General features: G+C 75.5%; 21 protein-coding genes. 10 read left to right on the top strand and 11 right to left on the bottom strand.

Annotated features, from left to right (window positions below; all coding sequences use genetic code 11):
* Positions 1 to 33: 33 nt before the first annotated feature.
* Positions 34 to 624, bottom strand: coding sequence for a sigma-70 family RNA polymerase sigma factor (locus tag ACFXHB_RS39895; protein WP_380581218.1), 591 nt, complete (start codon positions 622 to 624; stop codon positions 34 to 36).
* 55 nt (positions 625 to 679) lie between these two features.
* On the opposite strand from ACFXHB_RS39895, the gene ACFXHB_RS39890 reads away from it, so the two are divergent.
* Complete coding sequence (locus ACFXHB_RS39890) at positions 680 to 1018, top strand: zf-HC2 domain-containing protein (protein WP_380581216.1); 339 nt, start codon at positions 680 to 682, stop codon at positions 1016 to 1018.
* 253 nt (positions 1019 to 1271) lie between these two features.
* On the opposite strand, the gene ACFXHB_RS39885 is transcribed toward ACFXHB_RS39890, so the two are convergent.
* Complete coding sequence (locus ACFXHB_RS39885) at positions 1272 to 2129, bottom strand: hypothetical protein (protein ID WP_380581214.1); 858 nt, start codon at positions 2127 to 2129, stop codon at positions 1272 to 1274.
* 410 nt (positions 2130 to 2539) lie between these two features.
* Here ACFXHB_RS39885 and ACFXHB_RS39880 point away from each other — a divergent pair, with 410 nt between their 5' ends.
* Together ACFXHB_RS39880 and ACFXHB_RS39875 are read left to right on the top strand one after the other, a co-directional pair.
* Positions 2540 to 3898 (top strand): ATP-binding protein, encoded by a 1359-nt coding sequence (locus tag ACFXHB_RS39880; RefSeq protein ID WP_380581212.1) that lies wholly within the window; start codon positions 2540 to 2542, stop codon positions 3896 to 3898.
* An 89-nt stretch (positions 3899 to 3987) separates the two neighbouring features.
* Entirely contained in the window at positions 3988 to 5271 is a 1284-nt protein-coding gene (locus tag ACFXHB_RS39875) for a cytochrome P450 (protein ID WP_380581210.1), read from the top strand.
* A gap of 85 nt (positions 5272 to 5356) precedes the next feature.
* Here ACFXHB_RS39875 and ACFXHB_RS39870 read toward each other — a convergent pair whose 3' ends face one another.
* A complete protein-coding gene (locus tag ACFXHB_RS39870) occupies positions 5357 to 5815 on the bottom strand; it encodes an Lrp/AsnC family transcriptional regulator (RefSeq protein WP_380581208.1) in 459 nt (152 codons plus the stop codon).
* A 115-nt stretch (positions 5816 to 5930) separates the two neighbouring features.
* Here ACFXHB_RS39870 and ACFXHB_RS39865 point away from each other — a divergent pair, with 115 nt between their 5' ends.
* From ACFXHB_RS39865 to ACFXHB_RS39855, 3 genes are all read left to right on the top strand, one after another.
* Positions 5931 to 6557, top strand: coding sequence for a LysE family translocator (locus ACFXHB_RS39865; protein WP_380581206.1), 627 nt, complete (start codon positions 5931 to 5933; stop codon positions 6555 to 6557).
* Positions 6558 to 6578: 21 nt separating this feature from the next.
* Positions 6579 to 8021, top strand: coding sequence for a CoA transferase (locus ACFXHB_RS39860; RefSeq protein ID WP_380581204.1), 1443 nt, complete (start codon positions 6579 to 6581; stop codon positions 8019 to 8021).
* Positions 8022 to 8146: 125 nt separating this feature from the next.
* Positions 8147 to 8788: a DUF6461 domain-containing protein gene (locus ACFXHB_RS39855; protein WP_380581202.1), complete on the top strand. Its 642-nt coding sequence runs from the start codon at positions 8147 to 8149 to the stop codon at positions 8786 to 8788.
* A gap of 98 nt (positions 8789 to 8886) precedes the next feature.
* Here the strand turns inward: ACFXHB_RS39855 and ACFXHB_RS39850 are convergent, their stop codons facing one another.
* Positions 8887 to 9486 carry an HdeD family acid-resistance protein gene (locus ACFXHB_RS39850; RefSeq protein WP_380581200.1) on the bottom strand — a complete coding sequence of 200 codons (600 nt, stop codon included), beginning with the start codon at positions 9484 to 9486 and terminating at the stop codon, positions 8887 to 8889.
* A 167-nt stretch (positions 9487 to 9653) separates the two neighbouring features.
* Between ACFXHB_RS39850 and ACFXHB_RS39845 the strand changes: the two genes are divergently transcribed.
* Positions 9654 to 11627, top strand: coding sequence for an NAD-binding protein (locus tag ACFXHB_RS39845; RefSeq protein WP_380581198.1), 1974 nt, complete (start codon positions 9654 to 9656; stop codon positions 11625 to 11627).
* Between the two features lie 72 nt (positions 11628 to 11699).
* Here the strand turns inward: ACFXHB_RS39845 and ACFXHB_RS39840 are convergent, their stop codons facing one another.
* The 7 genes from ACFXHB_RS39840 to ACFXHB_RS39810 all read right to left on the bottom strand — a co-directional run bounded on the left by ACFXHB_RS39840 (position 11700) and on the right by ACFXHB_RS39810 (position 20184).
* A complete protein-coding gene (locus ACFXHB_RS39840; protein ID WP_380581196.1) occupies positions 11700 to 12479 on the bottom strand; it encodes an enoyl-CoA hydratase in 780 nt (259 codons plus the stop codon).
* Positions 12480 to 12680: 201 nt separating this feature from the next.
* On the bottom strand, positions 12681 to 13733 hold the full coding sequence (locus ACFXHB_RS39835) for an enoyl-CoA hydratase/isomerase family protein (RefSeq protein ID WP_380581194.1): 1053 nt from the start codon (positions 13731 to 13733) through the stop codon (positions 12681 to 12683).
* Positions 13734 to 13927: 194 nt separating this feature from the next.
* Positions 13928 to 15148: a fumarylacetoacetase gene (gene fahA, locus ACFXHB_RS39830; protein WP_380581192.1), complete on the bottom strand. Its 1221-nt coding sequence runs from the start codon at positions 15146 to 15148 to the stop codon at positions 13928 to 13930.
* Complete coding sequence (locus ACFXHB_RS39825; RefSeq protein WP_380581190.1) at positions 15145 to 15996, bottom strand: hypothetical protein; 852 nt, start codon at positions 15994 to 15996, stop codon at positions 15145 to 15147. The genes fahA and ACFXHB_RS39825 overlap by 4 nt, the downstream gene beginning before the upstream one ends.
* On the bottom strand, positions 15993 to 17192 hold the full coding sequence (locus ACFXHB_RS39820; RefSeq protein ID WP_380581188.1) for a homogentisate 1,2-dioxygenase: 1200 nt from the start codon (positions 17190 to 17192) through the stop codon (positions 15993 to 15995). The genes ACFXHB_RS39825 and ACFXHB_RS39820 overlap by 4 nt, the downstream gene beginning before the upstream one ends.
* 69 nt (positions 17193 to 17261) lie before the next feature.
* Positions 17262 to 18476: a 4-hydroxyphenylpyruvate dioxygenase gene (gene hppD, locus ACFXHB_RS39815; RefSeq protein WP_380581186.1), complete on the bottom strand. Its 1215-nt coding sequence runs from the start codon at positions 18474 to 18476 to the stop codon at positions 17262 to 17264.
* A 361-nt stretch (positions 18477 to 18837) separates the two neighbouring features.
* Positions 18838 to 20184 (bottom strand): phosphoribosyltransferase family protein, encoded by a 1347-nt coding sequence (locus tag ACFXHB_RS39810; protein ID WP_380581184.1) that lies wholly within the window; start codon positions 20182 to 20184, stop codon positions 18838 to 18840.
* A gap of 185 nt (positions 20185 to 20369) precedes the next feature.
* Here ACFXHB_RS39810 and ACFXHB_RS39805 point away from each other — a divergent pair, with 185 nt between their 5' ends.
* The 3 genes from ACFXHB_RS39805 to ACFXHB_RS39795 all read left to right on the top strand — a co-directional run bounded on the left by ACFXHB_RS39805 (position 20370) and on the right by ACFXHB_RS39795 (position 22617).
* Entirely contained in the window at positions 20370 to 21431 is a 1062-nt protein-coding gene (locus ACFXHB_RS39805; protein WP_380581182.1) for a hypothetical protein, read from the top strand.
* A gap of 137 nt (positions 21432 to 21568) precedes the next feature.
* Complete coding sequence (locus ACFXHB_RS39800) at positions 21569 to 22210, top strand: hypothetical protein (protein ID WP_380581180.1); 642 nt, start codon at positions 21569 to 21571, stop codon at positions 22208 to 22210.
* Positions 22207 to 22617, top strand: coding sequence for a hypothetical protein (locus tag ACFXHB_RS39795; protein ID WP_380581178.1), 411 nt, complete (start codon positions 22207 to 22209; stop codon positions 22615 to 22617). The genes ACFXHB_RS39800 and ACFXHB_RS39795 overlap by 4 nt, the downstream gene beginning before the upstream one ends.
* Positions 22618 to 22731: the final 114 nt, after the last annotated feature.

Below are 22731 nucleotides of genomic sequence, written 5' to 3'. Positions count from 1 at the left end.
GTGCTCCCGCGTGAGCGCGGGAGCACGGCGGGCTCAGCAGGCGGCGGCCAAGGCGGCGCCCGTCCCCGTGGCGGCCGGGTCGCCGGTCTCGGCGGCCCGCAGCCGGGCTATCAGCTCCTCCCGGGCGCGGGCCACCCGGGACCGGACGGTGCCGATCGGGCAGCCGGCCACCTCGGCGGCCTCGGCGTAGCTCAGGCCGACCACCTGGGTGAGCACGAAGGCCTCGCGGCGCTGCGCGGGTACCCGGTCGAGCAGGTCGCCGAGCGCGACACCGTCCTCGAACCCGGCGGCGGGCGGGGTGTGCTGCCGTTCGGCGGCCTCCTGCCAGTCGGGCAGCGCGGCGCAGCGCGGGCGCGCGGCGGCCGTGCGGTACCGGTCGATGACGGTTCGCCGGGCGATCGACAGCAGCCAGGTCCGGGCGGAGGAACGGCCGGCGAAGCCGGGCAGGCTCCGCAGCGCGCGCAGGAAGGTCTCCTGGGCGAGGTCGTCGGCGGACTGCACATCGGTCAGATGGGCGACGAACCGCCAGACGTCGCGCTGGGTGGCCCGGACGAAGGCCTCGACATCGGCCGGCCGGCCCGCGCGGGCGGTGAGGGCCAGGGCGGTCAGCTGCTCGTCATCCACGACGGCTCCCCACCCGGACGGTCCGGTACCGGGCCCGGTGCGCGACGATGGTCGTATGAGATGCGCCCACTTCCGTACCGCTCTGTCCGCCCGTCTCGACGGTGAGCCGACCGGTCTGCCGGACCGGCGGCTGGACAAGCACCTCGCGCGCTGTGCGGCCTGTCGCGCGTGGGGGGAGCGGGCGGAACGGCTGCGCGACCGGGTGGTCGAGGCCGGCGCGGCCGGCCCCTCGGCGGACTGGTCGGCCGCCCTGTTGGCGAACCTCGGCGGGTACGGCGCCGGTGCTGACCGGGTGGGTGCCGACCCGGCGGGTGCGGGTGGCGCGGCGGCGGACGGGCTCGGCGCGACGGGCGGTCCCGGGCAGGGGGACGGCGGGTCGGCGCCGGAGCGGTAGGACGGTGGCGCCGGGCGAGGCCGGTGCGCCGTCGAAGTCAGGCATGGAGAGGTCCTGAGGGGAGTGCGGGGGAGCGGCGGCCGCTGCGGGCGGCGCGCTCGGCATCGGGGGGACGCGCACCTCTCGCCGTGTCCCGGCAGGGGGCGGCGAGGCATGCGGACCCGGGCCCCGGCGGCGCGGCCGTTCGGCGGCGGCACGGGGCGACCTGCCCACCGCGGCGCGGACACCGGAACGGCGTCGGGCGGCGGGCGCGTCAGCGGGCGGGGGCGAAGGACGGCGGGCCGCGCCGGACGAGGGCGTGCGAGAGCAGCACCAGCCGGGGCGGCCGGGCCCGGTGGGCGGCGGGCCGGGGCGGGACCGGCGGCCGGAACCCGCGCGGCCGGGCGAACAGGGCCAGCAACGGGAGCAGCAGGACGCCCGTCAGCACGGCGCCCAGTGCGCCGAGCAGCTCGAACAGCCGGGCCAGCGCCGCCTCACCGCGCCAGAGCAGCAGCGCGCAGGCGAGCGCGGCGAGCACGTGCGCGGTGATCATCCCGACCGACATCGAGTGGGCCGCCATGTCGTGGCCGGGCATCCCGGGCATCCCGGATGATCCCGGCAGGCCGGACGCCGTCGGCAGGCCGGCGGCCGCCGCGTCGCCGGACGGGCCCGCGCCGGTGGCCGCGCCGAGGTGGTGCGCCCCGGTCGGGGCGCGGACGCCCGCGCCGGGCGGGACGTCGGGGTCGATCCCGGCCATCCGGGCCAGGTCGGCCGGTGAGAGCCCGACGGGCGCCCGGTCCGGATTGCAGAGCAGCAGACCGGTCCAGTCCGCGGTGGCGAGCGGGCCGCCTCCGCCGCGATCGGCGCCCAACGCCCCGGCCTGTTCGAACGTCAGGTGCAGCGCGCTCTGCGCGGCGACCATCCAGACGCTGATCGGACCGAGCCCGCGCCGCTTGCCGGCGAGCAGCCAGCCGAAGCCGAGCGTGAGACCGAAGGCACCCACCAGGACGGGCGGGGAGACCCCGGCACCGGCCATGGCGACGTGCGCCGCGGCGGCCAGCGCCACGCAGAGCGCGGCGAAGACCACGGCGCGCAGGGCGCGGATCCGGTCGGTCATCACGATGGCACTCATCGTCGCATTCGCCCTCGCCGGGCTGTACCGCCCCCTCGGGTATTGGCCGGTTCCGCCCCCGTGAGAGCATGCCCGGCCGTGCGGTCCGGGCTGCCCGGACGGGCACGTCGGGCCGGTGCCCCGCCCGGTCGTCCGCCCGGCGGGCCCGACCGCGACCCGCCCGCGACCCGACCGCGACCCGCCCGGGGCACGCCGCGCACGGGTGCCGTCGGCCCCCGGCCGGGGCGCGGTCGGCACCGGCGCGGGCGGGCCCTCCGGTAGAGGCGGTTCGTACGGGTGCCCGGAGCCGGTTTGTCCGTTCCGGCGCGGGACCGCCGCCCCGGCCCACCCGTACCGTTCGGGCACCGCGCGGCGCTGCGCCGCCGGTCGGACGACGGCACGGGGCCGGTGAGTACGGAGAGGCGGGGCCGATGCGCTGGCTGATTCACGACTATCGCGAGGACGATCTCGCGGCAGTGGTTCACCTGATCGACACCACGGCGGAGCTGGGCCAGGAGTCGGTGTTCTCCTTGGCGGAGTGCATCAGCGCGCTGACCTCCCGCCAGCCGGCCGTGGTCGCCGTGCACCAGGGGGTGCCGATCGGCGCCGCGCTCGCCAGTGTGGCGGGCGAGCGCGCCTGGGTGATGCGGATCGCGATCGCACCGGCCTGGCGCGGCCGGGGGTTGGCCAGCTCGCTGCTGCGCGAGCTGGAGCGCCGGCTGGTGGCCTGCCGGGTGCGCCGGATCGCCTATGTGCTGCCCGAGGAGGAGCTGCTCGGCGAGGGCCTGCGCAACGCCGGCTACACCCGCCGCCCGGCGGCCGCCTACTTCGAGAAGGACGAGCCGCGGGCGGGTGCGGCGAGCGGTCTGCTGGAGGAGCTGGGCGGACGCCTGCTGCCCGGCGACCTCTGGGCCAAGGTGGCCGGGATGGAGACCGAGAAGAACCTGATCGAGCGCCGGGTGGTGGCACCGCTCGCCGAACCCGAGCGGGCCGCCCGGCACGGCGTGCGCCCGCCGCGCGCGATCGCGCTGTTCGGGCCGCCCGGGACCGGCAAGACCACCTTCGCCCGGGCGATCGCCTCCCGGCTGGGCTGGCCGTTCGTCGAACTGCTGCCGTCCCGGCTGGCCGACGAGGGCAACCTGGCGGCCGCGCTGCGCGACGCCTTCGCCCGGATCGGCCAGTTGGAGCGGGCCCTGGTCTTCATCGACGAGGTGGAGGAGATCGCGCCGCTGCGCACCGAGGCCGTCCAGGGCGGAATGCACGGCGTCACCAACGAGCTGCTCAAACTCATCCCGGGCTTCCGGGAGGGTGAGGAACGGCTGCTGGTCTGTGCCACCAACTCGATCCGCTCGCTGGACCCGGCGTTCCTGCGCCCGGGGCGCTTCGACTACCTGATCCCGATCGGCACTCCGGACGCGGCCGCCCGCTCCGCCATCTGGTCCCGGTACGCGGCCGGCCGGGAGGACGTGGACCTGGACGCGCTGGTGGGCGCGAGCGAGCTGTTCACCCCGGCGGACATCGAGCACGTCGCCCGGGTGGCCGCCCAGGCGGCCTTCGAACGGGACCTCGCCGGTGCGGACCTCGGCGCTGCGGACCTCGGCGCTGCGGACCCGGGCGCCGCGGGCCCCGCCGGGACGGGCCCCGCCGGGACCGTCGCCGCCGGGCGGGAGGCCGCCGAGGGCGCGAGCACGACCGACTACCTCGCGGCGATCGCCCAGGCCCGGCCGACCGTCACCCCGGCGATGATCGAGGAGTTCGGCGCCGACATCAGCTCGCACGCACGAGTCTGAATATCAGGAAATCGCATGGTAGTTGTGGTTTGACACCCCGCCTGTCGGTGCTGACTAAATGTGGGCACCGACAGGACAGGAGGCCCGGCATGGGCACAGTGGCCGCATCCGACGCCCCGGCCGTCGACCTCGCCGACCCCGGGTTCTGGCAACTGCCCGCACCGGCCCGCGCCGCCGCCTTCGCCGAGCTGCGCCGACTGCCGGGACCGGTCTTCGTCGGCGAGCGGTCCGAGGCGCGGGCGGCCGGGCGGCCGGCGAAGGCCCCCGCCAAGGGCTACCACGCCCTGGTCCGGCACGCCGACGTGGTCGAGGCCAGCCGAACCCCCGCGGTGTTCCTCAGCGGTCCCGGTGTCACCACCCCCGAACCCGCCCGCTGGGTCCGGCTGCTGTTCGGCGACTCGATGGTCAACCTGGACGACCCCCGCCACGCCCAGCTGCGCCGGATCGTCTCCCGCGCCTTCACCCCGCGCCTGATCAGCCGGGTCGAGGACGACATCCGCCGGGTCGCCGCCCGGCTGGTCGACCGGGTGGAGCGGGAGCGACCCGAGGACTTCGTCACCTCGGTGGCCGCCGAGCTCCCCTTCCAGGTGATCTGCAACATGATGGGGATCCCGGAGGAGCCCCGCCGCGCGATCCTCGACCAGGTCAACCACGCCTCCGAGCACACCGGGGTGGCACGCCCGCTGCGCAGCCGGATCCGGGTGCCCGGACGGGGTCTGCGGGCGCTCGCCCGGATGCAGGGCATGGTCGCCGACCTCGGCCGCGAGCGTCGCCGCCGGCCCACCGACGACCTGATCTCCGCGCTGGTCACCGCCGACGTCGACGGCCGCCGGCTGACCGGGCGCGAGCTCGGCGCCTTCTTCTCCCTGCTGCTGGTCGCCGGCGTCGAGACCACCCGCAACGCGCTGGCGCACGGCCTGCACCTGCTCACCGCCCACCCCGAGCAGCGCGCCCTGCTGCTCGGCGACCTCGACCGCCACCTCGGCGGCGCGGTGGACGAGATCGTCCGTCACTCGACGCCGATCATCCAGTTCCGCCGCACCCTGGCCGTCGACCACCGGCTGGGCGGCCCCGAGGGCACCCTGCTGCGGGCGGGGGAGAAGGTGGTGCTCTTCTTCGGCTCCGCCAACCGCGACGAGACCGTCTTCACCGACCCGGACGCCTTCGACATCACCCGTACCCCCAATCCCCACCTCGGCTTCGGCGGCGGCGGGCCGCACTACTGCCTGGGCGCGCACCTGGCCCGGCAGGAGATGAAGGTGCTCTACCGGGAGCTGTTCACCCGGCTGCCCGAGGCCCGCTCGCTGGGCGGGCCGGACCTGGTGCCGTCCAGCTTCGACCACCGGGTGCGGTCGCTGCGCTTCACGTTCTGAGGCCCGCCCCGGTCGGGGCGGCCGTCCCGCCCCGCCGGCCCGCGGCGCGCGCTTCCCGTCGGTCCGTCCTTCCCGTCGGCCGGCGCTACCCGCCGATCGGGATGCCGCAGTCGGCCTTCACCCGCTTCATCGTCAGGTGCGAGTTCACCTGCGCGATCCCCGGCAGCCCGGAGAGTACGTCGGTGATGAACCGCTCGTAGGCGGCGATGTCCGCCACCGCGATCCGCAGCAGGTAGTCCGGTTCGCCGAAGAGCCGGTGCGCCTCCACCACCTCCGGCAGCTCCGCGACCCGGCGCTCGAACTCGGCCACCGTCGCCCGGTCCTCGTGCCGCATGGTGATCGTCACGAAGGGCTGGAAGCCGCGGCCCACCGCGACGCCGTCCAGCAGCGCCCGGTACCCGAGGATCACGCCGTCCTGCTCCAGCTGCCGGACCCGGCGCAGGCACGGCGAGGGGGTGAGGTCCACCCGGGCGGCCAGTTCGGCGTTGGTGAGACGGCCCTCCTGCTGGAGCTCCCGGAGAATTCTGCGGTCAATACGGTCCATGGCGCAATATTCTGCCAAATCACGCGATAGAAGGGCAGAAAGTGGCCATCGTGTGCCGAGCCGATCCGGCTACCTTCAGTGACCGGAACGCCGGAACGCACACGACAGGTCACCCATGGACACGCACGCCCTCCTCCTCTTCCTGGGGGTCGATCTGCTCCTGGTCTGCACGCCCGGCCCCGACTGGCTCTACATCGCCGCCCGAGGCCTCGGCCAGGGCCGCCGCGCCGCGCTCGTCGCCGTCGCCGGCGTCTGCGCCGGGTACGCCGTGCACACCCTGCTCTCCAGCGCCGGCCTCGCCGCCGTGGTGCGGGCCGTTCCCGCCGCCCTGCCCGTGCTGCGCCTGACCGGCGCCGGCTACCTGCTGGTCCTGGCCGGCGGCATGCTCCTCGCGCTGCGTCGGGGCGGGGCCGCCGCCTTCGCCCAGGCCCCGCCGCAGCCCACCGCCACCGTGCTGCGCCAGAGCATGCTCACCGCCCTGCTCAATCCCAAGGGGCTGCTGCTCTACCTCTCCCTGGTGCCGCAGTTCGTCGACCCGGCCGCCCCGCTGCCGGTCGGCGGCCAGGTGCTCGCCCTCGGTTCGCTCAACGTGCTGGCCTGCGCGGTCGTCTACGGCCTGGTGGCGCACGCCAGTGGTCGCCTCGGCGGCCGGTTCGGCGCCACCCCGCAGGCCGCCCGGCGGATGACGGTGGTCTCCGCGGTGCTGCTGATGCTGGTGGCGGGCGTCACGGCGGCCGCCTGAGAACGGGAGCAGAATGCGAACATGACAGAGAGTCCGACGCCCGAGGCCGCCCGGCCCGCCCCGCACGACGACGCCACCGGCCAGGGCGACCCCACCGGCCAGGGCGGCCCCACCGCGCACGACGGCCCCACCGCGCACGCCTGGGCCGCCCTGGGCGGGCCGGCCGATCTGCTGGACCGGGTCTCCTTCCACGGGCCCGACGGCGTCCTGCCCGCCCGGCTGCCGGTCCGGCAGCTGGCCCGCGCCGCCGTCGCCGCCTGTTCGCTGGCCGCCGGGGAGCTGTCCGCGCTGCGGGCCGGGGGCCCGGTGCCGGAGGTGCGGGTCGACCAGGGTGCGGTGGCCACCGCCTTCGTCAGCGAGCGCCACCTGCGGATCGACGGCCGTACTCCCGTCAGTTTCGCCCCGCTCTCCGGCTTCTGGCCGAGCGCCGACGGGTGGGTCCGCACCCACGCCAACTACCCGCACCACCGGGCCCGGCTGCTCGCCGCCCTCGGACTGCCCGTCGACACCGGCCCCGAGCGGCTGGCCGGGAGGCTGCGCGAGCACCCGGGCCAGTGGATCCAGGAGCGTGCCTACGAGGCGGGGGCGCTCGCCGTGGCGGTCGCGCCGGTGACCGGCACCATCCACCCCCTGGTCGAGACCCGGGTGGTCGGCGCGGCCGCGGCCCGTCCGCTGGGCCCCGCCGGCCTGCCCGCCGAGGGCGTCCGCGTCCTCGACCTCACCCGGGTGATCGCCGGGCCCGTCGCGACCCGCTCCCTGGCCCTGCTCGGCGCCGATGTGCTGCGGGTCGACCCGACCCGGCTGCCCGAGGCCGAGGACGCCCACGCCGACACCGGCTTCGGCAAGCGCTCCACCCGGCTGGACCTCGCCGACCCGGGTGACCGCGCGGTCTTCGAGGAGCTGCTGGCCACCGCCGACGTCGTGGTCTCCGGCTACCGCCCCGGGGCCCTGGACGCCTTCGGCCTGGCACCCGCCGACCTGCTCGAACGCCGCCCCGCGCTGGTGGTCGCCCAGGTCTGCGCCTGGGGCCGGACCGGCCCCTGGGCCGGGCGCAGGGGCTTCGACAGCCTGGTCCAGGCCGGCGTCGGCATCGCCGCCACCGAGGCCGGTGCCGACGGCCACCCCGGTGTGCTGCCCGCCCAGGCGCTCGACCACGGGACGGGCTACCTGATCGCCGCCGGTGTCCTGCGCGCCCTCACCGACCAGCGCACCGGCCGCCCCGGCGGCCGCCACCTGCGCTTCTCGCTGGCCGGCACCGCCTCCTGGCTGCAGCACGGCATCGCACCCGCCGCCCCCGGCCCGGCGCTCGCGGAGCCGTACGAACCGCGGCGGTGGTTGGTCGAGACGGACTCCCCGTACGGCCGGCTGCGGCACGCGCTGCCGCCGCTCGCCTACGCGGGCGGTCCCACCGACTGGTCGCGCCCGCCGGGTCGCTGGGGCACGGACGCGCCGGCCTGGGGCTGACCGGCCGGAGCCGACCGGTCGGGGCCGACCAGCCCGGAGCCGACCGGTCGCCGGCACCGGGCGCGGGAGCCGTCGGACCCGGTCGCGGAGGGGAGTTGTCGCAGGCGGGTGGCAGGATCTCCGGCATGACCGCACACGCGAGCGACTACGCCTGGCTCGAAACCGAGGAGTTCACCCCGATCCTGGCGGCGTACTGCCTGACCATGGTCGAAGGGACGTCCGGCGGCGAGCTGCTCCGCCGGTTCGGGGCCGCCCCCGGCCGGCGGGTCACCGGTGTCGAGCAGGTCCTGGCCGCCTGGGAGCGGTACGAGGACGGCGACGACGAGGACGAGGCGCTCCACGGGCGGGAGGACGAGGAGCTGATGGTCCTCGCGGTCGCCGAACTCGACGGCTGGGCGGTGGCGCTGGAGGTCAACGGCTACCTCGGGAGCCTCTGGGAGCTGCTGCCCGGCCTGGCCGGGGGCACCCGGCTGGTCTCGCACTTCCGCAACGTCAACGCGGTGGACCACTTCCACTGGCAGGAGGGCCAGCGGAACCGGCTGCACTTCGAGCCGCTCTTCCCGGCGGAGCGGGACGGCAGTGACGCGGACGCGGTGGCGGAGCTGCTGGCGGGGGTCGGCTTCGACCTCGGCACGGCCGAGGACCGGGACATCGACCGGACCACCACCGCGGCCTTCGCCCTCGGCGAGGAGCTCACCGGCCTCCGGCTGACCCCCGGGTGGCTGCGGACGGCGGAGTTCGTGATCGGCTACGCTCCCCGGCCGTAGCCCCCCGGTCGCAGCCCCTGGTCGCGGCCCCTGGTCGCGGCCCCGGCCGTAGCCCCCTCGCCGCCCCGGCGGTGGCCGGGGCCGGAGCAACGGCGACCTCAGACGCCGGACGGGATCTGCTTGGCCCGGCCGCGGACCTGGAAGGCCGTCACGATCTCGATCAGGCCGAGGATCAGCAGCCAGCATCCGGCGAGGACGGTCAGGGCGGTGATCGAGCCGACCGGCCAGACCATCAGCAGCACACCGGCCGCGGTGTTGGCCACGCCGGCGAAGGCCTGCCAGCCGCGGGCGGGCATGTCGTCGTCCGAGATGGCGGCGACGAGCTGGGTGATGCCCCGGAACAGCCAGCCGATGCCGATCCAGATCGCCAGCAGCAGGAGCGACTGCACCGCGCTGCGGAAGCAGAGCAGGCCGAGCAGGACGCAGATCGCGCCGCTGATGAAGGCCAGTACCCGCATCGCGGTGGTGGCGTGGGTGCCGAAGGCGGCGACCAGCTGCACGATGCCGATGACCAGCAGGTAGAGGCCGAACAGCACGCCCACCACCATCAGGGTCTGCTTCGGCCAGGCGAAGACGATGATCCCGAGGGCGAGCGAGACCAGCCCGGCGACCAGCAGCACCTGCCAGGCGGCCTTGGCGAGCAGCCCGAGCGGGCCTTGGACCGGGGAACCGTCGGGGGTGATGATCGGGGAGACCACGGTGGCGTACTCCTGGCGGTTTGGGACGGGCGGAGGACACTCCTGACGATCGTCCCGGGGACCGTCCGCCGCCTGTCGGGTTCGCCCGTTCGGGGGACGGAACTGATGGCCTCTCGGACACCGGAAGGACATCCCCCGATCACTCGCCGTCGATATGATCCGGCGATATGACTTCTGAAGGGTGGGGGACCCCTCCGGTCGAGCCGATCAGCCAGCACTACATCGTGTGCGGCGGCAACGCACTCGCCCACCGGCTGGCCGTCGAGCTCGTCGAACACTACGAAGTGCCGGTGGTGGTGCTGGTCCCGGACCGGACCCGCGACCACGCGCCGCAGATCGAGCAGCTGCCCGGGGTGGCCGCCGTGGTCGAGTACAGCAGTGTCACCGAGGAGGCGCTGCGGGCCGTCCGGGTCGAGACCGCGCGGGGGATCGCCCTGGTCGACGGCAGCGACCAGGAGAACATCCACACCGCGCTCAGCGCCCAGGACCACAACCCCGGTATCCGGATCGTGCTGCGGATGTTCAACCAGCGGCTCGGCGACAACATCGAGCGGCTGCTGAGGAACGGCACCGCGCTCTCCGGCTCGGCCACGGCCGCGCCCGCCTTCGCCGCGGCCGCGCTGTCCCGGCCCAACTCCGTCCAGGTCGGCGACCGCTTCCTGCACATCGCCTACGACGAGGACATCGACTCCAGCCGGATCTGTGTCGTCGCCGACCGGATCGACCGGCAGGACCTCAGCCGGATCCGGCTGCTGCCCGAGCAGGAGGGGGACTCGGCGCCCTTCGTCCGGCTGGCCCAGGCGTTCGGCGACGACGGTCCGGTACGCCGGATCCGCGGCGGCGCGCCGGCCGCCGGCCCCGTCGGTGACCCCGTCGGCGACCCCGGGGCTGACGGAGCCGGCGACAGCGACGCCGAGGCCGCGGGGCGGGAGCCGTCGAGCCGGGCCGGGTCGGAGCCGGAACCGCCCGCCCGCCCGGAGCAGCAGCCGGAGCCGGCCGCCGGGCGCGTCCCGGAGCAGCGGCCGGCGCGGGAGCCCGGCGGGGTGGCCGCCCTGCAGGCACTGCCGAGCGAGCCGCCGATCCGGATCGGCTGGCTGCGCCGGCTGCGCTGGCGGCTGCTCGACACCCTGCGCTACTTCACCAGCGCCCGGCTCCGGCTGGTGCTGATCACCGCGCTGGCGGCGGTCCTGATGGCCTTCGGCCTGCTCTGGTACCTCAACCGGGACTTCGGCTGGTCGCTCTACGTCTCGCTGCTCGACCTGGCCGGCGCGGCCCAGCCCGACCAGCACGCCGACGCGGCCGCCGGGACGGGCACCGGCGGGACGTGGCAGCGGGTCGCCCAGGTGGTGATCACCTTCTGCGGCATCACCTTCGCCCCGGTCGCCACCGCGATCATGGTCGAGGTGCTCGGCTCCGGACGCCGGGGCCAGCCCCGCAACCCCGGCGTCGGCACCCGGGACCACGTCATCGTGGCCGGGCTGGGCAACCTGGGCACCCGGGTCGTCGCCCAACTGCACGGCCTGGGCGTGCCGGTGGTCGGTCTGGAGCGCGACCCGCAGGCCCGCGGCATCTCCGCCGTCCGGGCCCTGGGCGTGCCGGTGGTGGTCGACGACGGCCCGCTGGAGGAGCAGCTGCGCCGGGCCCGGCTGAAGCACAGCCGCGCCGTGGTCGCGGTCAGCGGGGACGACGCCACCAATCTGGAGGCGGCCCTGGAGGCGCGGGCCGGCAAGCCGGACGTCCGGGTGGTGGTCCGGCTGTTCGACGACAACTTCGCCCGGCACGTGTACGCGACGCTGGACAACGCGGCGTCCCGCTCGGTCTCCTACCTGTCCGCGCCGGCCTTCGCGGCCGCCCTGATGGGGCGCGAGGTGCTGGGCACCCTGTCGGTGTTCCGGCACGTGCTGCTGATCGCGGAGCTGCGGGCGGAGGAGGGCGGCGCGCTGGTCGGCATGAACCGGCACGACCTGGAGGACCCGGGCGGTGTCCGGGTGCTCGCCGTCCGGCTCGCCGAGCGGCCGCACCTGTACACCTGGAACTACGCCGACCGCACCCGCCGCCTGGGGGCGGGTGACCGGATCGTGGTGGCCGCCAGCCGCAGCGGGCTCGCCAGGCTGAACACCACTGCGGTGGCGGAGGACTGACGGCCGGCCGGGAGGTCCGGAACCGACGGGCGTGGGGTGCGGCCGGTGGGCCGCGCCCCCGCCCGGGCCGGGTCAGCGGTGGGTGAACTCCGGCGGTCGCTTCTCGGCGAAGGCGGCCATGCCTTCCTTCTGGTCGGCGGTGGCGAAGGTGGCGTGGAAGAGCCGGCGTTCGAAGCGGACGCCCTCGGCGAGGGTGGTCTCGAACGCCCGGTTGACGCTCTCCTTGAGCATGACGGCGGCGGGGGTGGACATCCGCGCCACCGTCTCGGCGGTGGCCAGTGCCTCGGTGAGCAGCTCGTCGGCGGGGACGATCCGGGAGACCAGGCCGGCCCGTTCGGCCTCCTCGGCGCCCATCATGCGGCCGGTGAGACAGAGGTCCATCGCCTTGGCCTTGCCGACGGCGCGGGTCAGCCGCTGCGAGCCGCCGATCCCGGGGATGACCCCGAGCTTGATCTCCGGCTGCCCGAACTTCGCGGTGTCGGCGGCCAGCAGGATGTCACAGAGCATCGCCAACTCGCAGCCCCCGCCGAGGGCGAAGCCGGCCACCGCCGCCACCACCGGCTTGCGCAGCTCGCCGAGCCGGTCCCACGGGCCCAGCCAGTCGTCCAGGTAGACGTCGGGGAACCGGTTGCCCTGCATCTCCTTGATGTCGGCGCCGGCCGCGAAGGCCTTCTCCGAGCCGGTGATCACCAGGGCGCCGATCTCCGGGTCGCGGTCGAAGGCGGTGGCGGCCGCGACGACCTCGTTCATCAGCCGCGTGTTGAGCGCGTTCAGCGCCTTCGGCCGGTTGAGCGTGATCAGCCCGACCCGCCCCTTGCGCTCGACCAGGATCGTCTCGTAGGTCTCGGTCATCGCCGTTGACTCCCATTCCGCTGCTCGGCACCACACCGGGTGCGCCCTGACCACCCCACGATCTACGACGTGCCCCGTCCCGCGCCAGTCTTGCCATGCGAGACGGTCGTCACGAGTCCGCGGGGTGGTGCCGACGGTGGCCGGGGGGCGCACGTCGGACCGCTCGGTGGCCGGCCACCGGCTCGGGGCGGACCGCGCCGGTCAGGCCAGGCCGAGCTCGTCGCCCTCGCGCGGGGCGAAGAACCGCTCGACGTCCGCCGCGGTGACGCGGGCCGGATCCGCCGGGGACCAGCGCGGGTTTCGGTCCTTGTCGACCACCTGGGCGCGGATGCCCTCGACCAGGTCCGGTGTGGTCAGGGCGTGGCAGGAGACGCGGTACTCCTGGTCGAGCACCGCCTCCAGCGAGGGCAGGGCGCGGGCCCGGCGCAGCGCGGCCAGGGTGACCTTGACGGCGGTCGGCGCGTTGCCGAGCAGCTGCTCGGCCGCCTCCTTGGCCTCCGGGAGTCCGCGGGCGAACAGCCGCTCGACGATCTCCTCCACGGTGTCGGCCGCGTAGCAGGCGTCGATCCACTCCCGCTGGGCGGCCAGCGCGGCGGGCGGCGCGGCCGTGGCGCGCTCGGCCACGGCGGCGGTGACACCGGCTGCGGTGAGGTCGGTGTCCCGGGTCAGGGCGTCGAGCAGTCCGGGGATCTCCGCCGAGGGCACGAAGTGGTCGGCGAAGCCGCAGAACAGCGCGTCGCCGGGGCCCATCGAGCCCGAGGTGAGCCCGAGATGGGTGCCGCACTCGCCCGGGGCACGGGCCAGCAGCCGGCTGCCGCCGACGTCCGGGACGAGGCCGATCCTGGTCTCCGGCATCGCCACGACGGAGCGCTCGGTGACGATCCGCACGCTGCCGTGGGCGGAGAGGCCGACGCCGCCGCCCATGGTGATGCCGTCCATCACCGCGAGGTAGGGCTTGGGGTAGCGGGCGATCAGCGCGTTGAGCCGGTACTCGGCGCGGAAGAACGCCCGGGCGCCGGCCCCGCCCGCCTTGGCGTCGTCGTGCAGGGCCCGGATGTCCGCCCCCGCGCAGAGGCCGCGCTCGCCGGTGCCGGTCAGCACCACGGCGCGCACGGCGTCGTCCGCGGCCCAGCCCTCCAGCGCGGCCCGGACGGCCGTGATCATGTCGTGGGTCAGGGAGTTGATCGCCCTCGGCCGGTCGAGCACGATCCGCCCGACACCGCCGTCCCGGTAGGCCTGCACCTCTGCGCTCATCGGGCCCGCTCCCGTTCGTCGTCGCTGCCGTCGTGAAGATCCCTCCGTCACCGTACCCGTGGCGCCGGTCCGTCGTGGCGGGTGCCCGGGTGCTGGTCGCAACGGGCCGAAGGCGGCGCCGGTCACCCGGCGCCGCCTCCGTGGCGGACCTCTCCGTGACGGACTCCTCCGTGACGGAGAGGTCCGCGTCGGCGCTACGGCACGACCCGGCCGGTCACCTCGCCGAAGCCGACCACCGCGCCGTTGCGGCCCGGCGCGGTGGCGGTGATGACCACCTCGTCACCGTCCTCCAGGAAGGTGCGGGTGGTGCCGTCCGGGAGCTTGAGCGGCTGCTCGCCGTTCCAGGTCAGTTCGATCAGGGCGCCGCGGGTCTCCGGCTCGGGGCCGCTGACGGTGCCGGAGGCGAAGAGGTCCCCGGTGCGCAGCGAGGCGCCGTTGGCCGTCAGGTGGGCGAGCTGCTGCGCCGCCGTCCAGTACATCGAGGCGAACGGCGGGCGGGAGATCCGGTGCCCGTTCAGCCGGACCTCCAGCGCGAGGTCCAGGCCCCAGGGCTCACCGCCGCGGTCGTCCAGGTACGGCAGCGGCTCGACGTCCCGGGCCGGCGGCGTGACCCGGGCCTCCTCCAGGGCGTCCAGCGGCACGATCCACGGCGAGACCGAGGTGGTGAAGGACTTGCCCAGGAAGGGGCCGAGCGGCACGTACTCCCAGGCCTGGATGTCCCGCGCGGACCAGTCGTTGACCAGGCAGACGCCGAACACGTGCTCGCGGAAGTCGTCCAGCGTGACGGGCGTGCCGAGGGCGGACGGCGTGCCGACCACGAAGCCGACCTCCGCCTCGATGTCCAGCCGGCGGGTCGGGCCGAAGGACGGCGCCGGGTCGGCCGGGGCCTTGCGCTGCCCGTGCGGGCGGACCACCTCGGTGCCCGAGACCACCACCGTGCCGGCCCGGCCGTGGTAACCGATCGGCAGGTGCTTCCAGTTGGGGGTGAGCGGCTCCGAACCGGGGCGGAAGATCCGGCCCAGGTTGGTGGCGTGGTGCTCGGAGGCGTAGAAGTCGACGTAGTCGGCGACCTCGAACGGCAGGTGCGGCTCCACCTCGGCCACCGGCAGCAGCAGCGGCGAGAGCGCGTCCCGGTAGGACTCGTCGGTCAGCCAGCGCGTCAGCGCGGCGCGCACCTCGGTCCAGACCGGCCGGCCCGCGCCCAGCAGCGGGTTGAGGCTCTCGGCGTCCAGCAGCACGGACGGCTCCCCGGCGGCGCGGGCGGCGGCTCCGGCGTCGAGGACGAACTCCCCGACGCGTACGCCGATCCGCCGCCGGCCCGGCCGGTCGGCGGCGGTGAAGACGCCGTACGGCAGGTTGTGCACGCCGAACGGCGAGTCCTGGGCGCTGGCGAGCCAGCTGCGGGGGGTGCTCAACGGTCCTCCTGGGGCATGGGACTGGGCGACAGCAGGCCGAGCGCGGCCAGGTCGTCCAGGGGCTCGGCGATGCTGCAGGTGCCGAACGCGGTGAACGAGTTCCTGATCACCGTAACCTGACGGTCGGTCAGGGCTTCGACCGCCTTGGCCAGGACGGCGCCCGAGCGTTCGGCCAGCACCTCGGCGGCGGCCGTCCGGTCGGTCTCCCGGGCGGCCAGCAGGACGTTCAGGAAGCCGTGGTGCTCGAAGCCGGTGGCCGGGTCGGTGTGCCGGACGGCGTGGTGCAGCCCGGCGGTGCACTTGTACGGCAGGCCGCGCCGCGCGCAGCCGGTGAGGAAGCCGGCCAGCTCCGCCTCGTCGGGGAAGGCGCCCGCCACCACCCCGCCGGTGCGGAACTTCGCCCGGTACGGGCTGTCGACCAGGATGTCCAGGGCCTCGTCCAGGCCGTCGCCGCGCAGGAGTTCGCGCGGCAGCTCGACGGCGGCCGGGACGTCCGGCGGCAGCAGCAGGTCGAGCGCGGCGACCGCCTCGGCGGCGTCCCGGGTGGCGAGTTCGACGCCGGCCACCTCGAAGGGCGCGGCGGCGGCGAGGGCCGGGCCGAGCTCCGCACTGCCCCCCGGCAGTACGAGCCCGACCCGCAGCGGTCCGGCGGACCGGTCCGGATCCGGCACGGCCGCCAACTCGCCCAGCCGGCCCGCCCCGCACAGGAGCGGACCGACCGCGGTGGCGTACCAGGCGAGCCGGTGGGCCCGGTGGGCCGGCACCGCCTCGGCGAGCGGCAGGTCGCCCGGGGGGAACACGGCCGCGTCGTCGAAGAGGTCCCGGAAGAGTTCGGGGATCGCGCTCATCGGGCCGGCCCCCGGCCCGCCCAGGTCCACGCGTAGCCGCCGTCCTCGCCGGCCCGGCCGCCCTCGCCCAGCTCCAGCGGGCGGAAGGTGTCGACCATCACCGCGAGCTCGTCGAAGAACTCCGCGCCGATGCTGCGCTCGTACGCTCCCGGCTGCGGGCCGTGGGTGTGGCCGCCCGGGTGCAGCGAGATCGAGCCCTGCGCGATGCCCGACCCCTTGCGGGCCGCGTAGTCCCCGCCGCAGTAGAACATGACCTCGTCGCTGTCCACGTTGGAGTGGTAGTAGGGGACGGGGATCGAGAGCGGGTGGTAGTCCACCTTGCGGGGCACGAAGTTGCAGATCACGAAGCCGTTGCCCTCGAACACCTGGTGCGCGGGCGGCGGCTGGTGGATCCGGCCGGTGATCGGCTCGTAGTCCCGGATGTTGAGGACGTAGGGGTACAGGCAGCCGTCCCAGCCGACCACGTCGAACGGGTGGTGCGGCACGGTGTACCGGGTGCCCGCGACGCCGTTCGGGCCGCGGTGCTTGACCAGCACGTCGACGTCCGTGCCCTCGACGAGCAGCGGGCCGGCCGGGCCGCGCAGGTCCCGCTCGCAGTACGGCGCGTGCTCCAGCAGCTGGCCGTACTTGGAGAGGTAGCGCTTCACCGGGGAGATGTGGCTGTTCGCCTCGACGCAGTAGGCGCGCAGCGGTTCGTCGCCGGTGGGCACCCAGCGGTGCGTGGTCGCCCGGGGGATGATCACGTAGTCGCCCTGGCCGACCTCCAGCGTGCCGAAGACCGTCTCGACCGTGCCGGTGCCCGCCTCCACGTACACGCACTCGTCACCGAGAGCGTTGCGGTACAGCTCGCTGGGGGCCCCGGCGGCGACGTACGAGATCCGCACGTCGCCGTTGCCGAGGACGAGCCGGCGGCTGCCCACGACGTCGGCGGACTTCCACTCCTCGCCCGTGAACAGCTCGTGCAGCTTGAGGTGCCGGGGGAGCAGGGGGTGATTGGCCACCGTCGACTGGTCCGGCAGCTCCCACGGCACGGCGTCCACGACGGCCGAGGGGATGCCCCGGTGGTAGAGCAGCGAGGAGTCCGAGGAGAACCCCTCCTCGCCCATCAACTCCTCGTAGTACAGCCCGCCTTCGGGGGTGCGGTGCTGGGTGTGCCGCTTGGGCGGGATGCTGCCCAGCTGCCGGTAGTACGCCATCGTCCTGCTCCTCCTGGCCCGTTCGCCGACTGGCCCGTTCGCCGCTCGTGCTCCGATCGGGGGTGCTGATCAGAGGTTGCCGCGGCGGTCCTGCTCGCGCTCCAGGGATTCGAAGAGCGCCTTGAAGTTGCCCTTCCCGAAGCCGAGCGAGCCATGCCGCTCGATGAACTCGAAGAACACGGTCGGCCGGTCGCCCTGCGGCTTGGTGAAGATCTGCAGCAGGTAGCCGTCCTCGTCGCGGTCGACCAGGATGCCGCGCTTCTTCAGCTCCTCGACCTCGACCCGGACGTTGCCGATCCGGGCGCGCAGCTCCGGGTCGTCGTAGTACGAGTCGGGGGTGGAGAGGAACTCCACGCCGTTGGCGCGCAGGATGTCGACGGTGGAGAGGATGTCGTTGGTGGCGAGCGCCAGGTGCTGGCAGCCCGGGCCGCCGTAGAACTCCAGGTACTCGTCGATCTGGGACTTCTTCTTGGCGATGGCCGGCTCGTTGAGCGGGAACTTCACCCGGTGGTTGCCGCTGGCCACGACCTTGGACATCAGCGCCGAGTACTCGGTGGCGATGTCGTCGCCGACGAACTCGGCCATGTTCACGAAGCCCATGACGCGGTTGTAGAACCCGACCCACTCGTCCATCCGGCCGAGCTCGACGTTGCCCACCGCGTGGTCCAGCGCCTGGAACAGCCGCTTCGGGTGCCCGGCGGCGCGGCTCACCCGGGTCTGGGCGGCCACGAAGCCCGGCAGGTAGGGGCCGTGGTAGCGGGAGCGGTCGATCAGGGTGTGCCGGGTCTCGCCGTAGGTGGCGATGGCGGCGCGGCGCACGGTGCCGTTCTCGTCGGAGACGTCGTTCGGCTCCTCCAGCACGGTGGCGCCCTGGGCGCGGGCGTGCGCGATGCACTTGTCGACGTCCGGCACCTCCAGGGCCAGGTCGACGACGCCGTCGCCGTGCCGGCGGTGGTGGTCCAGCAGCGGGCTCTCGGGGGAGACACCGCCCTTGATCACGAAGCGGCAGGAGCCGGAGCGCAGCACGAAGGCCTTGCGGTCGCGGCGGCCGGTCTCCGGGCCGGAGTAGGCGACCAGCTCCATGCCGAAGACGGCCTGGTAGAAGTGGGCCGTCTGGGTGGCGTTGCCCACCACGAACACGATGGCGTCCTGCGCGATGACAGGGAACGGGTCCGTGGCGGGGTCGTGCTCGACCAGGCCGACGAGGCGGCGGAGCTGCTCGGCGTCGAGACCGGCCTCGCGTTCCTCGGGGGTCAGCTCAAGGGCGTGGGACTGCGGGGTCATCGGTCGTTCCTCCACATTGAGGCCTCGGCATTGAGGCATCCGCTTGAGGCGGCCACGCCGCGGGGTGGGCGGTGCGGCTGAGCGCAGAGCTTGCTCCTGTCGGGCTGGTTGGGCAACAGGTCGGGATTTCACTGTTCAATGTGTACAAGCTGGTCAGGAAATGGCGGGTTCTGCTGCACAAAATGCATGCCGGTTCGGGGCGGTTCGCGGGGGCTCTGTCCGGCGGGTCCGGGCCGGTCCGGCGGGGTTGGCGGGTCGGTCGCGCGGGTGGCCGGAAGGCGGGCCTGTCCGGCGGGTCGGGGGTCGGGGGCGCGTGTTCAGGGGTCGGGGGTCGGGGGTCGGGGGTCGGGGGGCGCGGTGGTCAGCGGGCCGGTGCCCGGCCGGGGTCCGGTGAGCCGGCCGGCAGGTACCGCAGGAACCAGTCGCGGGCCAGCTCGGCGACCCGGTCCAGCGTGCCCGGCTCCTCGAAGAGATGGCCCGCGTGCGGCACCACCGCCAGTTCACTCTCGCAGCGCAGCCGGGCCCGCGCCTGCCGGTTCAGGTCGATCACCCGGCCGTCCAGACCGCCGACGATCAGCAGGGTCGGCGCGCTGACCTCGGCGAGGTCGGCGGGATCGGTGAGATCGGGCCGCCCGCCCCGGGAGACCACGGCCCGCACGCCCCCGCCCAGCTCGGCGGCCGTCCGGAGCGCGGCGGCCGCACCCGTGCTGGCACCGAACAGCCCGAGCGGGAGCCCCCGCTCCCGGCCCGGCGGCAGCTCCGGGAGCAGCCGGGCCACGGCGGTCAGCCGGGCCCCGAGCAGGTCGACGTCGAACACCTTCCGTCGGTCCGGCTCCTCGTCCGCCGTGAGCAGGTCGAACAGCAGGGTGGCCAGGCCCGCCCGGTTGAGGGCCGCGGCCACCCGCCGGTTGCGGGGGCTGTGCCGGCCGCTCCCGCTGCCGTGGGCGAACAGCACCACGCCCGCCGCGTCCGCGGGGACGGTCAGCCGGCCCGCCAGCCGGACGCCGGCGACCGGCAGGATCAGCTCGTGGTCCACCCCGGCGCCCTCCGGCGGGGCCTCGGCCCGGGCGTCGGCGAGGTGGCGCAGCACCTCCTCGTCGCCGGTCTGCGAGAAGTCGCCGTAGAACTCGCCGATCGCGTAGAACGGGGTCGGCGTGCGGACGCAGACCAGTTCGTCGGCGACTCCGGCCAGGCGGTCGGTCCAGTCCTCGGGCGCCACCGGAACGGCCAGCACCACCCGGGCCGCCCCCCGGGCCCGGACGATCCGGCAGGCCGCTCGGGCCGTCGAGCCGGTGGCGATGCCGTCGTCCACCACGACCACGGTGCGTCCGCGCAGATCGGCGGGCGGGCGCCCGCCCCGGTAGCGGTGGGCGCGGCGCTCCAGCTCGGCGCGCTCGCGCACCTCGACCCCGGCGAGCTGCCCGGGGGTGACGCCGGCCAGCCGGAGCACCTCGTCGTTGAGCACCCGGACGCCGTCCTCGCCGATCGCGCCCATGCCCAGCTCGGGCTGGCGGGGCACACCGAGCTTGCGGATCACGCAGATGTCCAGCGGGGCGCCGAGCGCGGCCGCGACCTCGGCGGCCACCGGGACCCCGCCGCGCGGCAGGGCGACGACGACGGTGCCGGGGCCGCCCAGGTGGCCGAGCAGCGCGGCCAGCCGGCGGCCCGCGTCGGTGCGGTCGGTGAAGTGGGCTCCGGTGACGTGCATGGCGCGGCCTCCGCGTTCCACGGTACGTCGGCGGGCCGGGCGCGGGAGCCGCCCGAGGCTCCGGACCGGCGGGGCCGCCGCCGTCCCGGGCGGGGGGCGGACCGGGAGGGGCAGGGCGGCTCAGGTGCCCGGGGCGTCGGGCGGCCCATCGTCGAGGTCGGAGACGGAGTGGGAGGTGGACCGCGATGGGCAGCACCACCGCATTCGACCGTCGGATCCAGGCCGGGCCGGCGAACGTCCAGCTGGCGGTCCGCGACGGCGACGGCTGCTGGGCGGAACTCGCCGAGCGGACGGCCGCGTGGGACGCGGACCGGGTGCTGCTCGTGACCGACGGCGCGGGGCCCGCCGACTACCTCGCCCGGGTCCGGTCGGTGGCCGCCGCCTCCGCGCCGTGCACCGTCCTCGACCTGCGGTCCGCGCCGGGAGCCCCGGGCGGCCGGACCGTGGTGGTCGCCGTCGGCGGCGAGCGGGCCTGTGCCGTCCCCGCCGACCTGCGGCTGCCGACCACCCTGGCGGCCGCCGTCGGGCCCGCACTCGCGCTGCGCCGGCCGACGCCCGACGCCCGCGCGCTGCCGGCCCGGACGGCACCGGCGCTGGTCTGGGTCCGCAGCGACCTGCTGGCCGACCGGCCCGCCCCGGAGACCCGGGCCGGCCTGATCGGCGTGATCCGGCACGTCCTCGCCGTCTGCCCGGCCCAGTACGAGGCACTCGCCGGGGCCCTCGCCCCCGGGGCCCGGTACTCCGCGGGCGCCGTCGCCGCGTTCCTCGCCGTCTGCGCGGACGCCCGCGCCGCGTTGGTCTGCTTCGACCCCTACGAGACCGGTCCGGCCCTCGCGCTGGCGTACGGGCGGCGGCTCGCCGGGCCGGTGCGAAGCGCCGCCGGACACCCGCTCCCACCCGGCGACGCCGAGGCCCTGGGCCTGCTGCTCGCCGCCCGCGTCGCGGTCCGGTTCGGCCTGCTGGACGCGGCCGGAGCCTGGGCACACCGTGAACTGGTCGCCCGCAACGGCTCGGCGACCGGACTGCCCGGCGGTACGGACGCGGCGGTGCTCGCCGACGCCGTCGTCGCGGCCCTCGCCGACGGGCCCGGCCTGCTCCTGCTCGCGGGCCTCGGCCGGCCGTACTGCGCGGGTGGTCGGCTGCTCACCCCGGTCGGTGCCCCGCTGCTGCGGGCCGCCGCCGAGAGCCTGGGCCCGGTCGCCGTCCCGCACTGCCGCCGCCCGGTGCGCGGACTGGTGACCGGGTGAGCCCCGGACCGGGCCGGGCGCCGGACGGGAGCAGGACGGGACCCGGTCCCCGTGCGACCGGGACGGCGGGAGCCACACCGTGGAATGGCAGGGCGGACCGGACCGGACCGCCGCCGACCGGACAAGGAGTCATCGCCATGACGGGCACCGTCATCACCGACCTCCGCCGACGTGGCGCCGTCGACCCCAGCCGAGTGCTGGCCGGGCCGCTGCGCGTGGTCGGACTGCGCCGGCTAGACCCGGGCCGCCGCACCGAGGTCGCCGCCGAAGGCGTCGAGCACGCCCTCTACGTCACCGCCGGCTCGGGCACGGCCACCGGCCCGGAGGCCGAGGAGCGGGAGCTGCCCGACACCGGGATCCCGCTGGTCGAGGGCACCGCGCTGACACTGCCGCTCGGTACCCGGACCGTGCTCACCGCCGGCACGGCGGGGCTGGAGTTCTTCCAGGCCGTCCTCGCCGTCGGTGGGCACCCGGCCGGCTCCGCGGCCGCCGGCCGGTCCGACGACCGGGGGCGCACGGACGGCCGCCCCGGGGGCCGCCGCGACGCCCGTCCGGGTGCGGCGGACCCCGAGCGGCCCGAGCGACCCCGGCGTGCCGAGGAGCCCGAGGGGCCCGAGCGACCCCGGCGTGCCGAGGGGCCCGAGGGGCCCGAGCGTTCCGAAGGCCCCGCGAACCCCGCGAACCCCGCGAACCCCGCGAACCGCGCAGGCTCCGACAGCTCCGACAACACCGAGAAGCCCCAGAACCCCGACTGTCCGAAGGGAGGCGAGTCACGGTGATCGTCACCACCGCCGCAGGCTCCGCCACCGTCCTGCTCGGCCCGAACGGCGAACGGATCCGCCTGCGCTGCCTGGCCCGGCGGTCCATGCTCGCCGCGGCCTGCGAGTCCTTCGACCATCTGCGGCTGAGCCCCGGCGCCCACCACACGCTGCCGGGGCGGGCCGAGGCCGAGGTCGTCCTGCACGTGCTGCGCGGCTCCTTCCTCGTGGGTCAGGCCGTCGGTGAACCCGACCATCTGGCGGTCGACGGGGACCTCCTGCTGGCCCGCCGGGGCAGTCCGCTCCACCTGGAGGCCGGTCCGCTGGGCGCCGAGCTGCTCTGTCTCACCCTCGCCGTACCCCGTCGGGCCACCGCCACCCGGGAGGCCGTGGCCCGGCGGCGCACCGAACGACGCACCCGGCCGTGAAAGCGGCCCGATCCCGCCGGTCGATCCCGCTGCCCGACGCACCGTCGGGCAGCGGGATCGTGGTGGGACCGGAACGGGACGGCGGTCCCCCGCGCCCGGGCCCGGGCCCGGGCC

It is taken from the genome of Kitasatospora sp. NPDC059327, from assembly GCF_042752535.1.
Taxonomy (GTDB): Bacteria; Actinomycetota; Actinomycetes; order Streptomycetales; family Streptomycetaceae; genus Kitasatospora.
This window is presented reverse-complemented; position numbering and strand designations above follow the sequence as displayed.